This is a genomic window from Paenibacillus sp. RUD330 (assembly GCF_002243345.2).
Lineage (GTDB): Bacteria > Bacillota > Bacilli > Paenibacillales > Paenibacillaceae > Paenibacillus_O.
This window is the reverse complement of the sequence record NZ_CP022655.2, coordinates 1,686,473-1,701,574: the sequence shown is the minus strand read 5'-3', so window position 1 is coordinate 1,701,574 and position 15,102 is coordinate 1,686,473. Positions and strand designations below refer to the sequence as shown.

Here is a 15,102-nt window from a genome sequence, read left to right as displayed (position 1 = left end):
GCCGTTCCGTGCTGCTCGTTATGTAGCGATTGCCGAATGCATATATCCCTATCGAAAAAAACCTATTTCCTTACGACGAGCAAACGCCCCAAAAGGCTTCGGAATCCGGCACTCAAAAGGAAAAACCGCATCCGCAGTCCTCTTTGGGGACTACTTCGATGCGGCTTTACGCGTTTCCTGCCTATTTCCGCAATTCAGCGGAGAAAGATTGTTCCAATTCGGCGACGGCCTTGGCATGAAGGCCGGCGATCTCTTCGTCCGTCATCGTGCGCTCCGGATGGCGGTAGACGAGCGACAGCGCGACGCTCTTGCGTCCGGCGCCGAGCTTCTCGCCCGTATAGACATCGAAGACACGTACGGACTCAAGCAGCTCGCCGGCCGCTTCCTTCACGGCCGCCGTGAGAGCTGCCGCAGCCACGCCCGCATCTACCGTGACGGCGATGTCGCGCTCCGCGGCCGGATACCTCGGCAGCGTGCGGTAGACGATGGAGCGGTCCGCGGCGTCGTACAGAACGTCGAGATCGATCTCGGCGACGAAGGTGTCGTCCAGATCCTCCGCCTGCTGGGCTTCCGGATGAAGCTGGCCGACGTATCCGATCGTCTGCTCGCCGAGTTCGGTATGCAGCTTGACGGCAGCTGTCCGGCCCGGATGCAGATGCTCCGGAGCGTCCGCCTCGTAGGTGACGGAACCGCTCAGGCCGAGCGCGGCGAATACCGCTTCCAGCACGCCTTTAGCATCGTAGAAGCCGACCTTTTCCGCTTTGCGGTTCCAGGAAGCTCCGCGCAGGGCTCCTGTAAGCAGCACGGCCAGACGGTGCTTCTCGTGAGGAAGAGTCGTCAGCGCCTCTTCGTCGGTATGGAATACCGTGCCGATTTCGAATACGGCGAGATCCGGGTTTTTGCGGTTCCGGTTGTATGTCGCCGTCTCCAGCAGCTGAGGCAGCAGCGAGGTGCGCAGGACGCTCCGCTCCTCGCTCATCGGCATCGCCAGCCGGATCGGACGCGAGCCCCCTCCAAGCGCAGGGAACAGCTCCGTGCGGGACGGGGATGTGAACGAATAGTTGATCACCTCGCTCAGTCCTGCATCGGATAGCCGGCGCCGCAGCTCGCGGCGGATCGCCTGGGAAGCCGTCAATGCGCCCGGCGTCGTGTCGCCGTGGATCGGCGTCGTCGGAATGTTGTCGTAGCCGTACAGGCGCGCCACTTCCTCGATCAGGTCCACATCGCGGGAAATATCGCCGCGGCGGGTCGGCACTTCCACCTTGACGGCGGAGCCGTCCGCCGAAATTTCGGAGCCGAAGCCGAGGCGGCCGAAGATCGTCTGGATTTCCAGCTTCGCCAGCTCCGTCCCGAGGTAGGTGTTGATCCGCTCCAGGCCGACCGTTATGACAGCCGGCTCCGCAGCCTTGGAAACTTCCTGCACGATGCCGTCCGTTACGAGTCCCTGGCCGAGGCGGGCGATCAGCGACGCCGCCCGGTCAAGCGCCGGGACGACTCGGGCCGGATCCACTTCCTTCTCGAAGCGCAGGCTGGATTCGGAGCGCAGGCCGAGCTGTCGGGATGTGCGGCGCACCGTCGAGCCGTCGAACTTCGCCGATTCCAGCACGATGTTGACCGTATCGTCCGTCACTTCGGAGTTCGCGCCGCCCATGACGCCGGCAAGCGCGACCGGCTTGTCGCGGTCCGCGATGACGAGCATATGGGGCTGCAGCGTCCGCTGCTGGCCGTCCAGCGTTTCCAGCGACTCTCCTTCGCGGGCCAGACGCACGACGATGCTGCCGCCCGCCACTTGGTCCGCGTCGAAGGCATGCAGCGGCTGGCCGTATTCCAGCATGACGTAGTTCGTCACGTCGACGATGTTGTTGATCGGCCGCACGCCGGCCGCCATGAGGCGGTTCTGCAGCCAGAGCGGAGACGGAGCGACCTTGATGCCCTTGATATAGCGCGCGCTGTAGTGGGAGCACAGCTCCGCAGCCTCGACGCTGACGGACAGATGGTCGGCGGCTTTCTCAGCCGCGGCGAAGACATCCTGCTCAGGCAGCTTGACCGGACGGCCGGTCAGCGCGCCGACCTCGTAGGCGACGCCGAGCATGCTCAGCGCATCGGAGCGGTTGGGCGTCAGGTCAAGCTCAAGCACATGCGTGTCGAGGCCGAGAACTTCGCCGATCGGGCGGCCCAGCTCCAGCTCCGGCAGCACGAGAATGCCTTCCTGCAGCTCCTTGGGCAGCAGCTTGTCGTTCAGGCCGAGCTCGCGGGCGGAGCAGATCATGCCCTGCGATTCGACTCCGCGCAGCTTCGCCCGCTTGATGTTCAATCCGCCCGGGAGCTTGGCTCCGACCGTAGCGACCGGCACATGCTGGCCGGCGTCGACATTCGAGGCGCCGCAGACGATCTGCAGATCCTCGCCGGTGCCGACGTCGACCTTGCATACATTCAGCTTGTCGGCATCGGGATGTTTCGTCTTTTCCTTGATATAACCGACGACGACGCCGGCCACGCCTTGGTCCATCGGTTCGACCGCATCGATCTCGATGCCGCCGCCCGTCATCTTCTCGGCGAGCTCCTGCGGCGTGATGCCGCTGAGGTCGACGTAATCCTTCAGCCAGCTCGTAGATACTTTCATCGCTCGTTCCCCCTTACATTCTCGCGAACTGGCTCAGGAAGCGCAGATCATTGGTATAGAAATGACGGATGTCGTCAATGCCGTACTTCAGCAGCGCGATGCGCTCGATGCCCATGCCGAAAGCGAAGCCGCTGACTTCCTCCGGATCGTAGCCGCCGGCTTCAAGCACCTTCGGATGCACCATGCCGCAGCCGAGAATCTCGAGCCAGCCCGTCTGCTTGCACATCCGGCAGCCGCTGCCGCCGCACTGCGAGCAGGTGACGTCGACCTCGGCGCTCGGCTCGGTGAACGGGAAGAAGCTCGGGCGCAGACGGATGCGGGCCTGGCGGCCGAACATCTCCTGCACGAACTGGAGCAGCGTTCCCTTCAGATCGCTCATGCGGATGCCTTTGGCGACGACGAGGCCTTCGACCTGGTTGAACTGGAAGCTGTGCGTCGCGTCGTCGTCGTCGCGGCGGTACACCTTGCCCGGGCAGATGACCTTGAGCGGAGTCTTGCCGCCGCTGGCCTTCATCGCGCGGATCTGCACAGGGGATGTCTGCGTGCGCATCAGAATGTCTTCGGTCACGTAGAAAGAGTCCTGCATATCGCGCGCCGGATGGTTTTTCGGCAGGTTGAGCGCCTCGAAGTTGTAGTAGTCGGTTTCCACTTCGGGCCCTTCCGCGATGGAATAACCGAGGCCGATGAAAATGTCCTCGATCTCCTGCTGCACCTTCACGAGCGGATGGATCGCTCCCGTCGGCAGCGGGCTGCCCGGCAGCGATACGTCGATCGTCTCCGTGCGCAGCCGAGCATCCGTCTCGGCGCGGCGGTAAGCGGCGCCCTTCTCTTCCAGCACCGCCTCGATCGCGCCGCGCACATTGTTCGCGAGCTCGCCGATGACCGGACGCTCCTCGGCGCTCAGCGCGCCCATCCCGCGCAGAATTTCCGTCAGCGCGCCTTTTTTGCCCAAATACTTGATTCTGAGATCTCCCAGCTCCTGCGGGCCGGCTACCTTCTCCAGCTCCTGCAGAGCTTCGGCGCGCAGCGCCTCCAACCGTTCCTTCATGGCTCACATGCCTCCCTGATTAAACTCCTCGTAAAAACACTACTGAGAACAATACAAAAAGGCCCTCTCTCCGCAAAGGGACGAAAGGACCGTGGTACCACCCTGATTCCAGCCTGCTGGACGAAATGGCCACCCTATCCGAGGATACAAGCCATGCCGCCCCGGCGCGTCATGCGCCCGGCTGCTCTTGCCGGATAACGGCCGGCTGACCGTAGCCTCCTACAGGCGCGGCCGTAGCCGTGCGTTCAGAGCTCCGCTCCGGAGTGAATTCGGCCAAGCTGACAACCCGGGGACGCTCTCAATCTGCGGCGTTCCCTCCCTGTGGATCAGGCCTGGCTTACTGGTCTCCATCATTGCATTGTGGTTGATTAAGACAATTATGTCCCATTATATCCGGGTTCAGCCCCTGTTGCAACCGGGGCTCCCGCTTCCTCCGCTCAGGATGGCGGCTGGAACGCGGCTCGCGACCTCCGTCCGCTGGCGGGCTCTCCTCCAGCGGCGCCGCTTTCGTCGAGGCCGGCATCTCCTTGTTGCTTGCCGCCGTTTTCGCGACATCCCCTCTATAAAGAAGGAAATATGGGCGCAGTCCGTGCAACAAGCGGCGGCGGCAGAGCGTCAAGAACAGGGATTGCGGGCATATCCCCCGCCGTGGCGGCATACATAGGAATAGTTGTCCAGCCAGCCGGAGGTTGATCATAAAGGCGAAACGTTCGCCGGATGAAAGAGCGTGCGGAGAATGAATGGAATGCTTGGAGTTTCGGGATTGTCGTTCCTGCTGGTCGCGGCAGGCTCTCCGCTCCTCATCTGGATGCTGCAGAGCCTGAAGCTCACGCAGCCGATCCGGGCGGAGCTGCCCCCGGATCATCAGGTCAAGCGCGGGACTCCGCTGATGGCAGGCCTCATCCTGCTCATCGGCATCGTCATGTCCATGCAGTTCAAGGCGACGCCGCTGATGCTGTTCCTCTGCTCGACCTTCCTGCTGTTCAGCTCCATCGGCTTCATGGACGATTACCGCAAGGCGGCTTACCAGGATCCCGGAGGCATTTCCGGCCGCGCCAAGCTCGCGCTGCAATTCGCTTTCGCCGGGCTGCTGCTGTTTGTCCTGTTCCGTTATTTTTCCCAGACAAGCGAGATCTCGCTGTTCCAAGGCTTCGCCCTGCATTTGCCCGCTGCCGCATATATCGCCGTCATGCTGCTCTTCATCGTGGGATCGGCCAACGCGATCAATTTTACGGACGGACTGGACGGTCTGCTGATCAATGCCGCGATCCCGACGTATTTTTTCTTCTTCGCCATATCCGATCGGCCGGAAGTCCAGGCTTTCTCCCTCATCATGATCGCCTGCCTGCTCGGGCTGCTTCTCTACAACATCCACCCGGCCAGAGCGTTCATGGGGGATACGGGATCGCTCGCGATCGGCGGCTCGCTGTCGTTTCTGGCCGTCCTCGAAAAAGTCGAAATCCTCATTCCGCTCCTGTTCTCGGTCTACCTGGCCGAGCAGCTCTCCGTCATCCTGCAGGTATGGTATTACAAGCGCACCAGGCTCCGGCTGTTCCGCATGACCCCGATCCACTACCACTTCAGCCTGAAATACGGCTGGAGCGAGAACCGGATCGTCATCGTGTTCGGCTTGATCTCCTGGCTGTCGGCTCTGGCCGGCTGGCTGCTGTGGAAATTCGTTCTATAGGCTCCCTTTATTGCAACTGGAAAAATGAAGCGAAAAAACCGCGGGCCGGATGGAAATCCGGCCCGCGGTTTTCTGAGTCTGGCCATCGGGCACAGCCGCAAGCGGCGATGCCCGATTCCGGCTCTTACCCTTTCGAGCCCCGGCGTGCAAAGGCGGCAATGACCGCAACCGCGCCGAGAACGAGAGCGGCGATCGAGAGGTAGAGCGGCAAGCTGCTGTCCTTCTCGGCCGGAGCAGCCGCATGGTCGGCGTCGGCCGGCGCCGGCGAAGCCGCAGGCTCTGTGCCTGCCGCGGCGCCGTGGCCATGGCCGTCGCCTTCGCCGGTTCCCGCAGCTACCGTGGTGACGGAAGCGGGATATTCCGAGTCGGCTGCTCCGACCCACTCCACGACGCTGCTGTCGCTGTACGTCTGGTAAGCCTTCCAGTTCAGCTCCTTCGCATCGGCGGCGACTTTGCCCGAAACCTTGAATTCATTGAACTCCTGCTGCGTAAGGCCTTTTCCTTCATCCGCCGTCCAGGTGATGGACTCGATCCTGCCGTCCGCCGTCGTCCCGAGCGTCGTCTTCCAGCCCGGAAGCGGCTGCGTGCGGGATACTTCCACCCCGTCCGGAACGCGGACCTTGACCGCCGTCGTCGTGACATCCGCCTTCTCGCTCGGCACGCGGACCGTGAATACCTCGTAGGAGCCCTGTGTCGTCGCCTTCGGCCATACCGTCACATGCGCGCTCGCGATGCTGCTCATCAGGAGCATCATCAGGATCGCGGCTCCCGCCGCAGGGAACAGCTTTTTCATGCCTTTTGCTCTCATCATGCACCCGCCCATTCCTTATGGTCTGAATAACTCTGCTTCAAAGTATAATCCTGCTCCTGGGAAAGGACATGACTCCAAAGGGCTACCAGCCGCAAAAGAATGTGAACATCCTCCGAACGTTCAGCCCCGGTCCATCATTCCCTGCTCGAAGGCGTACCTTGTCAGCTGGACCCGGTTGTCCAGATGCAGCTTCTGCAAAATATTTTTGAGATGGTTTTTCACCGTATGCTCCGAAATGCCGAGCACCGCCCCGATTTCTTTGTTGGACTCGCCATGCGCTACCCGCTCCAGAATTCCTTTTTCCCGCTCGGTGAGCGGAGTGAGGGACGAGGACGCCGCCCGCTTGGCCGGCTTGGCCCGATAGGCGGACGGGGCTGGCGATCCGCCGCCGGCAGGCAGGAATTCATGCAGGATGCGGGTGGCGAGCTCCCTGCTCATCGGCGCCTGATCCAGCGACACGGCCCGCAAATAATCCAGCCAAGCCGATGGAGAAAGGTTTTTGAGCAAATATCCTTGAGCCCCGCGCTTGATCGCCTCGAACAGATCGGCAATATCATCCGATACAGTCACCATGACGATCTTGATTCCGGGCTGCGCCGCCTTGATCCGCGAGGTGGCTTCCAGTCCTCCGAGATCCGGCATCCGGATATCCATCAGGATCAGATCGGGCTCAAGCTCTCCGGCGAGCCGCACCGCTTCTTCGCCGCCGGATGCTTCTCCCGCGATCTGAAAGTAGCCATCCTCCGAAAGGATGATCCGCATGCCTTCGCGTCCATGCGGATGATCGTCGACCAGCAGCACCCTGCACCGGTCCGCTCCTGCGCCTTGAATCTCTTCCTCGCTATGAAGCTCTTCCATATGGACACTTCCTTTCCGATTCCGGCCATCGGGCCTGGAATCCGCTCAGTCATCAGCTTCCTTCGCCGCAGACGGCATCCGCGCCACCTCTACGGCCGTCCCTCCGCCGTCCCGGCAATCCGCCGGACTGGCGAAGCGGAAGGTCCAGCCCGCGCCGGCAGCCCGGTCCTTCATCATGCGCACGCCGTACCGGTCCTTGGCTTCGGCGGCGCCTGGAGCGGCTCCGTCCCCGTCGTCCACGATGCGGCAGCGGAATCCGCCCGCCCCTTCCGTGCGCCCGCTCACTTCCACAAGCGAAGCCGAAGCGTGCTTGCGCACGTTCATCAGCGCCTCGCGGATGATCGCGAGCAGCTCCACCTTTTCCCGGCTCGTCAGCTGGACATCGGGGATGCGCCAGTCGATCGCGACGCGGGTGCCGGACGCTTCCAGCTCCGAAGCCGCATCCTTCAGCGACTTCAGCCACGGAATCTCCTCGGGCTCGGGCGCGCTGCGCAGATTGGCGATCGATTCCCTCACGTCGTCATAGACATGCCGCACCGTGCGGCGGATCTCGTCGGTCGCCTCCTTCACATCCCCTGCGCCGGCCGACCGCTCGAGCCGGTCCAGCTTGACCGACAGCAGGAACAGCGACTGGGAGATGCCGTCATGAAGCTCGCGCGCCAGCTGATCCCGCTCCTGAAAGGCGGCTTTGACCGCCTGCTCCCGCCTCAGCTGCTCCTGGGCATTTTCCAGCATCTCGAAGAGCCGGTACAGTAGAGTGACCGTGACGAGAAAAACAAGCACCGGACTGATCAGATTGCCGGTATCCATGGACAAATAGGGAAGCAGGAACGTATGCCTGGAGTATTCCCATGCGGCCGTGACCACAGTCGGCGTCCATAGGATCAGGCGCTTGATCGTAACAGCCTTCATCCGTCCATTCCGCCCTCCGTCAATAATTGCGGAAGCTGGTCCGCTCGACATGCTCGTCGTCGTTGGAATCCAGCACCCTGACCTCGGCCGTCCATTTCCCGGCGAACGGAAGATAAGGGCCTTTCACCTTGTATGCGAACTTCGTATATCCGTCAAACGAGCTGATCTCGTCATCCTTGAACGGCTCCACCGGCACCTCGATCGGGCCCAAGTCAGGCTTGTCCTCGGAGATCAGCCGCAGCTTCACCGACTTGGGCGCTCCGAGCTTGTTGAACATCCACACCCTCGTCGTGAATTCATTGTCTCCCGGCACGTTCGGTGCGATGCGGATCGACACGTGGAGGGCGCTGCCCATCTGATGCCAAGCCACCGGCTCGTTGGCGGGCAGCGGGCTCAGATACGTGAAGGCGCCGACGACGATCAAGATCAGGCTCATGAGGATGCCGTCGGCTTTGAGCATGGCTCCGGACGGGAAGCCGGAACGCTTCATCCGGCGGCGGATGAAGGCTCCCGTGACGGCGACGAGCACGACGAGGCCGGTCTTGACGAGCAGCATGATTCCCCATGGCGTGATGAACAGATAGGAGAGATCCGTCAGCCACAGCAGCGTCATGGCGATGCCGGAAAGAGTCAGCACCGCGATGCTGATCCAGGCCGCTCTCGTGAAGCTGGCGGCGAAGCGCCCGGCTTCCTTGCGGTCTCCCGCCCACAGCGACAGCAGCAGCATGAGACCGCCAGCCCACAATGCGGCGCCGGCCAGATGGACATAATCGAGTGCCAGATTGACCGCCTTCGGCTCCAGCGCGGCCGCATGCCCGCTCCACGCCTCCTGGGCGAGCAGCAGCAGCGCCAATAGAGCCCGCGTCTTCGCCAGGCGGGCCGGCACCATCAGTCCGGCAGCCGCCAGGACGAGCAGAGACAGCCATGTGATGCCGACCGATGTCCGGGTGAACAGCTTGATCCATTCGGATCCGGCCTGGCCTTCCATCAGCTGCGTCGATTCCATGAACACATAGAGCAGCCCAGCCAGCATCAGCCCTTGGCCCGGCAGCCTCTCCAGCCGGGAGCGCAGCGGATCGGCCAACCCTGCAAGAGGCCGGTACAGGAGGAACCAGATCGCCGTTCCCGCCGCGAACATCAAGGCGGCGTAATAGAGGAACCTCACCGCATAGAGCAGCAAGGCAGAGGTCGTGAGCGCCCCTTCCGCTTCATGCCCGGCATGGCCGAGCTGCGCGTGCAGATCGAAGGCCGAGGCGTCCTTGGCTGCGGGAGGATTTCCCACTACGAATACGTAAGAGCCCCCCACCGGATGGCCGTCCTCGGATATGATCCGGTAAGAAACGGTGTAGACGCCCTCGTCCAGCTTCGGCAGCGCGAGCGTGAGCGCCCGGTGATCGCTGCTGAGGACGGCCTTGCCGGATGTGACGCTGGCCGACTTGCCGTCCAGCACCTGGAGCGCTCCTACCGCCTCCTCGATCCTCTCGTTGAAGACGAGCTTCACTTCGGACGGAGCCTCCTCCACGCGGGTGCCGGCGGCCGGAGACGCCTCCTGCAGCGAGGCGTGCGCCGAGGCGAGGCCGGGCAGCAGGCTGAGCCAGATCGCCGCGGCCGCCGCCAGCGCCATCAGGCAGCGGAAGCTCATATGGATCGGCTGCGGGCGCCGCCGCGACGGCCGAAGATCAGAATTTACATGCATGATGCCTGAACACGTCCTTTCCGTATGTCAGCTTTAGTTTACAAGAAGGAGGCCGGACTGACCAAGCGGAAGTGTGAACGTTGTCCAACACTCGGGCTGGAAGCTCTTTTCAAGCGTGGAAGCAGCACGGCATCAAGCAGGACGAACGACGGCTCGCAGCGAATGCGTAGGGATACGGATGAAAAGGAAGGTGCTGCGTGCATGAACATCGTTGCCCGATCGAAGGAAATCGTCGTCTCCTATTCTCAGCTATGCGTCTATCCGTCAGGGACCAAGGAACCGTTCCCGGATTGGACGGATGAAGAAGTCGAGCAGGGCTTTGCCTGGAAAAACAAAAGCATCTCAAGCTTCGAAGCGATGGAGGATTCCCGCTGCATCGTGGCGGTAGCGGTCGAGGAAGGCGAGCCTGGAGCCGCCGCGGGCGCCGCGCGGTCCATATTGGTTCCTTTCGAGGTGCCCGCAGACGGGAAACTGAGCATTGCCAGCATCCTGTCGGACACGGTCGAGGCAGACGTTCCGCCCGGCAGCTGCGGACTCGTCTTCAATGCTATGCCGGGCGCCGACGGCGATGCGGCGGACCAGCCATGGACCTATATTTTCGCCTTGTATCCCGGATATGAAGGCAAGGCGGCGATCCTCGTCCGGGATGAGGAGCTGGATCCCCCTTCCCCGCTCGTGCTGGCCGGAATGTAAAGCGGACTGTAGAAAGCCGGAATGTAAAATGGACAGTCGAAGGCCTTCATGCATAACGCTGCGCCGGGCAGACCACGCTACCTATGGAGGTGGATATCATGCAGCAGCCGTTCGAGCCTTACCGGTTCGCCGATCTGAGCGGGTCGGATGATGCCGTGCAGCAGATCCGGGAACTGGAGCGGCAGCTTACCCGGCAGCGGGGCGTTCCCGTCACGCTCATCGCTTTTCAGCCGGAAACGTCTGAAGAAGACCGATAAAGCCCCTGCCAGCGAAAACGCTGCAAGGCCAAAAAGGCCGCTTTCCCCGTCAATCCGGTGAAGGCGGCCATTTGCTGCTTCCGATCGGCGGGCAGCCTCGTCTGGTCGGCCAGACATATACCCAGCCTTGCCTGGAAGGAACATCGAGATCGGCCGTCCAGATCCGCTCGTAGTCGTTGCTTTCCTCCGGTCCGAAGTACTCTTCCAGCCTGTCGGTTTCGGCAAGGCCGCCGATGCCGATCCGCAGCCACCAGCCGGATGCGGAGTCGCTTTCCGCGATGCAGCCGTTGGCCGAGGCTTCAGGGAAGACGGGCTTGCTGTCAGGACGGGCGGCCGCAGCTGCCGGGAAGACCGCCTGAATGTCAGGCCTGCCTGCCTTGTCCATGGCCAGAGCCGGGTACAGCCCTGCGCCCGCATCGACCAGGAAGCCTCTTATCCGGCCCATCTCCGCTTCCCGTACCCATGTCTGGATGACCCCGTAATTGGACATCCCCGGCTGCAGAGTCCCGTAGACGAACAGCCAGGCCTCATCCTTCATGGAGATATCCCGTCCCCCCGCCAGGAAGGACGTCTCCAGCGATCTCGCCGATATCCGGAGCCGCAACGCGCACGCCGGCTTCCTCCAGCCCCCGGCGCAGCAGCTGCGCCGCTTCGGCGGCTCCGGGACGGTCCCCGTGCAGGCATAGCGTGGCAGCGGATAGAGACAGCACCGTTCCTTCCAGCGTTCCGGCTTCGCCGCGGGAAGCGATCCGCAGAGCCTGCGCGAGCACGGCATCCGGATCATGCAGCACCGCTCCAGGCAGCGAGCGCTCGGCCAGCTTGCCGGATGCGGTATAGGCGCGGTCGGCAAAAGCTTCGGCGATTGCCGGCAAGCCATGTCCGGCTGCCGCCTCGAGCAGCCGGCTTCCCGCCTGCGCGAACACGGCCAGGCCGCAGCGGAGATCCGCAGCCGCCCGCGCGACGGCTTCGGCGGCCGCTTCGCTTTGATTGCACATATGGTACAGCGCCCCGTGAGGCTTCATGTGGCGCAGCCGTCCGCCGCTTGCGCGGACAAACGCCTCCAACGCCCCGAGCTGGTACAAGACTCCGTCGTAGATTTCATCCGGGCTCAGCGCCATTTCCCGGCGTCCGAAGCCGAGCCGGTCCGGCAGGCCCGGATGCGCCCCGATGGCGACGCCGGCTTTCAGGCAGCCGAGGACGGAAGCCCGCATCGTGGCGGGATCTCCCGCATGCCATCCGCAGGCGATGTTGGCGCTCGTAATGCTGCGCATCAGGGCTTCGTCCTGCCCGAACGACCAGGCTCCGTAGCCTTCGCCCAGATCGGCGTTGAGATCGATGCTTGCCATGGCCAAACCTCCCCGAACGAATATGATTCCAACGATTGCCGCTCGATCTCCATCAGCCGCCTATACGGCCATCATGACAGCGGCCGTCATGGCGCATCTCGCGGCGAAGGGCGAGGCGGAGCTTGTCAGATAGGATCCAGAATCCGGATTTCGTCGCCGTGGCATACCCGTCCGGGACGTTCGACGGAGCAGACGATTCCCCGCCGTCCGGCAGCCGCCTTGACGAAGCTTTGCGGCAGCCTTTCCCTTGGCGCGACGTGGTTCTGGACTTCCTTGCCTGCCTGCATGCAGGGATGGTTCTCCCCTTGACATACGAGACCGGCTCCGCTTGGAAACAGAAGGCGCGTGCCTGGAGGCAGCTTCGTAAGCTCCGGCAAGCCGGCAAGCATGAGATTGGCGCCGATCCATTCCGGCTCCAGCGCCTCTACCGCCATATCGGCGCGCACAGCCTCCATTTCCTCAGCGGACAACAGGCTGATCTGGCGGCGGTTCAATATCTCGGTGCCCCTCGGGTACATCGGCTGGCGGGCATCCGCCTTGGCCGTCAGGCCAAAGTGGCGGTCGCCGCGGATGCCTCCGAATTCCAGCTCGGCTTCGGCGAGAGGTCGGGAGACGAACGAATTCGGCGCATCTGCGGTATATAAGCCGACAACCCGGGCTGTGCGGCTGTTAGTTCTGGTAGAGGACATGTTCGGTCATAGCCTTCTTTCGCTTGTAATTATCGGGAAAGGGTTTTGAGCCGGAGAGCATGGTCCAGCACAGCCAACTCCAGCTCCTGGCCGAGATCCAGCAGCTGCGCCTCCTCCAGCCCGATCTCGGAGAAGGATACGCTGTCGCCGGGACGGAGCTGGGCCAGCAAGGGCAGGTCCGCCGAGGCGACATGCAGGATGACCGGGTAACCGCCGGTCGTGCCGCAGCCGGCGCCGAGAACGACCGGCGCGCCTCCGGGCGGCAGCTGCACCGCGCCGGGCGTGACGCCATGCGAGCGGATCTCCGCATGGCGGATCAGCTCGACCGGATGGGCTTCCGGCTGCAAGCGGACGCCCATCCGGTCGCTGGCGGGAGCTGCGCGGAAGCGCTCCCGCCACAGCCGCGCGCGGGCAGCCTCCGTGAGCTGCCCGTATGCGGAGCCCGGCACCGCGCGCAGCACGGTGCCGGAGGCGGCCGCCGCGCCCGGCAGCGGGCGCGCGAACCATGGCGCCGCGGCGAGCGGAGCTCCGCCGGCGGAGCCTGCGGCGGCGGCGCGGCGCGCCAGCGCAGCCGCCCAGGCGGCCGCTTGCGGCGGCATCGCCCCGCAAGCAAGGGCGTCGCCGGCGCCAAGCCGGCGGCCGATGCCGGCGCGCGCATCGGCGCTCCGGCTGCCGAGCACCGGCGGCTCGGCGATGCCTCCGGCGACGGCGAGATAGGCGCGGCAGCCGCGGGACGCCCGGCCGATCTCCAGGAGCCGCCCGGGCATAACATAGACGGTTCGCCACGGCGGCAGCGGTACGCCGTCCACGACGGCCTCCATCCCGGCGCCGGCAAGAGCGCAGAGCAGGCCGTCCTTGCCTGCCCGGAGAGAAGGTCCCGACATCGTCATCTCGAGCGCCGCGGCATCCCTCCGGTTGCCGGCCAGCAGATTGGCGACCTGCAGCGACCAGCCATCCATCGCGCCTCCAGCCGGCACTCCCTGAGAACGCCAGCCCGGCCTTCCCCGATCCTGGACTTCGAGCAGCATGCCCGCCTTGACGATTTCAAGCTCCGTCCGCACAGCCCCCACCTCCCGCGATTGTTCGACCGCCATGGCAGCCCCGGCCCCGGAAGCTCCGCCGGCTGTCCCGTTCGCCGGCATCCGCTCCGCGCTCGGCGGACCAGGCGGCTGCGTCAGCGGACAGCTTATCGCTTCCCTGCGACCTGCAGTCTTTGATGGCAATCGTTTCCTCCTTTCCAGTGTAGCTCAGCTCCTTCGGATAAGCTATCCAAGGCTGCGGCCGATCGCCTGTGCGGCTGCCCGCAGCCCGTTCCCGGTCTGCTGTTCCGGAAGCTGCGCCACTCCCGGCAGCGATCATGCCTCTCCATCGGAGGCAGGCCGTCCCGTCCCCCCGCTCGCCATGTCCCTGCCCGCCTCCATCAGCCGGGCCATCTTGCGGTCCGCCCCCGTATCCGGAGCCGGCGTATAAATGCTGCAGCGGAGATCCTGCTCGCCTTGAACGCGCAGGCTCGTCAGCTGGAACTGCATCCGTCCGGCCTTGGCATGCCGGAATTCCAGGATGACCTCCGGCGCGGTGCTGACCCGGCCCTCCTCCCACAGCTCCCCGAACCGGGGATGCCTGGCCTCCATTTCGCGAATGAAGCCCTCATACCAGTCGTCATCCGCGTACTGCCCGTAGTAGGAACGGAAGATAGCCAAGTATCCGCGCACGAATTCATCCCAGTTGACGGCGAGCCGCTGCAGCTCCGGACGGGTGAACAGCAGCTGGATCATGTTCCTCTCGCCGGGCGGGATGATGCCGAAATCGAGAAATACTTTGGAGGCGGCTTCGTTCCAGCCGACGATCCGGCATCTCCGGTCCGAAAAGACAGCCGGGCAGCTGACGAGCTGGTCCGCGATCAGCCGCAGCGGAGGCGACAGCTCCTGCGGACGGGATTCGGGAGCCAGCTCTTCGCCCTCCGCCGCTCCCTCCATCGCCAGCGCCGCCAGATACCGCCGTTCGTCGGCATTCAGGCGCAGCGCCTTGGCGACCGCATCCAGCACCGAAGCCGACACGCGGATATCGCGACCTTGCTCGAGCCAGGTGTACCAGGTCGCGCTGACATCCGCCAATTGGGCCACCTCTTCCCTTCTCAATCCAGGCGTGCGCCTGCGGCCGCCTGCCGGAAGTCCTGCCGCCTCGGGCGAGACCGCCATCCGCCGCGATTTCAAAAAAGCCGATAAGGCCTCCAGCCTTGCTTTCCGGTTCATATGCGATCTCCTTTCGCCATCCAAGCGTCTTATCCGGGTACTGTTTATTCTAGTATAAACGACAACTTGTACTAGGATAACAGCTATGCCAAACTTCATGTCAAGCACAGCCGAGGAGGAATTTCACATGAAGCCAGCTACAACCGAAAACCGTCAACAGGGTGTTGCCGAATCGCCATCCCGAGCCTCGGAGAATCAGCGCGGTACGGCGCTGGGCCGCCGCGTCGTCA

General features: G+C 63.6%; 14 protein-coding genes. 3 read left to right on the top strand and 11 right to left on the bottom strand.

All coding sequences use genetic code 11. The features are described from left to right. Positions 1–181: 181 nt before the first annotated feature. Positions 182–2,623 (bottom strand): phenylalanine--tRNA ligase subunit beta, encoded by a 2,442-nt coding sequence (gene pheT / locus CIC07_RS07550; RefSeq protein ID WP_076358398.1) that lies wholly within the window; start codon positions 2,621–2,623, stop codon positions 182–184. A 13-nt stretch (positions 2,624–2,636) separates the two neighbouring features. Continuing rightward, positions 2,637–3,671 (bottom strand): phenylalanine--tRNA ligase subunit alpha, encoded by a 1,035-nt coding sequence (pheS, locus tag CIC07_RS07545; protein ID WP_076358399.1) that lies wholly within the window; start codon positions 3,669–3,671, stop codon positions 2,637–2,639. Positions 3,672–4,407: 736 nt separating this feature from the next. Between pheS and mraY the strand changes: the two genes are divergently transcribed. After that, positions 4,408–5,358 (top strand): phospho-N-acetylmuramoyl-pentapeptide-transferase, encoded by a 951-nt coding sequence (gene mraY / locus CIC07_RS07540; RefSeq protein ID WP_076358400.1) that lies wholly within the window; start codon positions 4,408–4,410, stop codon positions 5,356–5,358. A gap of 124 nt (positions 5,359–5,482) precedes the next feature. Here the strand turns inward: mraY and CIC07_RS07535 are convergent, their stop codons facing one another. The 4 genes from CIC07_RS07535 to CIC07_RS07520 form a co-directional block, all read right to left on the bottom strand. Further along, positions 5,483–6,169 carry a YcnI family copper-binding membrane protein gene (locus tag CIC07_RS07535; RefSeq protein ID WP_234993004.1) on the bottom strand — a complete coding sequence of 229 codons (687 nt, stop codon included), beginning with the start codon at positions 6,167–6,169 and terminating at the stop codon, positions 5,483–5,485. Between the two features lie 120 nt (positions 6,170–6,289). Beyond that, positions 6,290–7,027 (bottom strand): response regulator, encoded by a 738-nt coding sequence (locus tag CIC07_RS07530; RefSeq protein WP_076358401.1) that lies wholly within the window; start codon positions 7,025–7,027, stop codon positions 6,290–6,292. A gap of 45 nt (positions 7,028–7,072) precedes the next feature. After that, a complete protein-coding gene (locus tag CIC07_RS07525; protein WP_076358402.1) occupies positions 7,073–7,939 on the bottom strand; it encodes a sensor histidine kinase in 867 nt (288 codons plus the stop codon). A gap of 19 nt (positions 7,940–7,958) precedes the next feature. Beyond that, positions 7,959–9,635 (bottom strand): copper resistance CopC/CopD family protein, encoded by a 1,677-nt coding sequence (locus CIC07_RS07520; RefSeq protein WP_234993003.1) that lies wholly within the window; start codon positions 9,633–9,635, stop codon positions 7,959–7,961. A 201-nt stretch (positions 9,636–9,836) separates the two neighbouring features. On the opposite strand from CIC07_RS07520, the gene comJ reads away from it, so the two are divergent. Both comJ and CIC07_RS07510 read left to right on the top strand, forming a co-directional pair. Further along, positions 9,837–10,328 (top strand): competence protein ComJ, encoded by a 492-nt coding sequence (gene comJ / locus CIC07_RS07515; protein WP_076358404.1) that lies wholly within the window; start codon positions 9,837–9,839, stop codon positions 10,326–10,328. Positions 10,329–10,426: 98 nt separating this feature from the next. Further along, a complete protein-coding gene (locus tag CIC07_RS07510) occupies positions 10,427–10,585 on the top strand; it encodes a hypothetical protein (RefSeq protein WP_157742050.1) in 159 nt (52 codons plus the stop codon). Between the two features lie 49 nt (positions 10,586–10,634). Here the strand turns inward: CIC07_RS07510 and CIC07_RS07505 are convergent, their stop codons facing one another. From CIC07_RS07505 to CIC07_RS07485, 5 genes are all read right to left on the bottom strand, one after another. After that, positions 10,635–11,123, bottom strand: a complete 489-nt coding sequence (locus CIC07_RS07505; RefSeq protein WP_076358405.1) for a gamma-glutamylcyclotransferase family protein — start codon at positions 11,121–11,123, stop codon at positions 10,635–10,637. Next, positions 11,113–11,931, bottom strand: coding sequence for a LamB/YcsF family protein (locus tag CIC07_RS07500; RefSeq protein WP_076358406.1), 819 nt, complete (start codon positions 11,929–11,931; stop codon positions 11,113–11,115). Before CIC07_RS07500 ends, CIC07_RS07505 begins: the two co-directional genes overlap by 11 nt. 125 nt (positions 11,932–12,056) lie before the next feature. Continuing rightward, positions 12,057–12,620 carry an MOSC domain-containing protein gene (locus tag CIC07_RS07495; RefSeq protein WP_076358407.1) on the bottom strand — a complete coding sequence of 188 codons (564 nt, stop codon included), beginning with the start codon at positions 12,618–12,620 and terminating at the stop codon, positions 12,057–12,059. 29 nt (positions 12,621–12,649) lie between these two features. Next, a complete protein-coding gene (locus CIC07_RS07490) occupies positions 12,650–13,843 on the bottom strand; it encodes a 5-oxoprolinase subunit C family protein (protein ID WP_234993002.1) in 1,194 nt (397 codons plus the stop codon). A gap of 132 nt (positions 13,844–13,975) precedes the next feature. Continuing rightward, the gene (locus tag CIC07_RS07485; protein WP_076358408.1) at positions 13,976–14,872 is read right to left on the bottom strand and encodes a helix-turn-helix transcriptional regulator; all 897 of its coding nucleotides are present in this window, start codon (positions 14,870–14,872) and stop codon (positions 13,976–13,978) included. Positions 14,873–15,102: the final 230 nt, after the last annotated feature.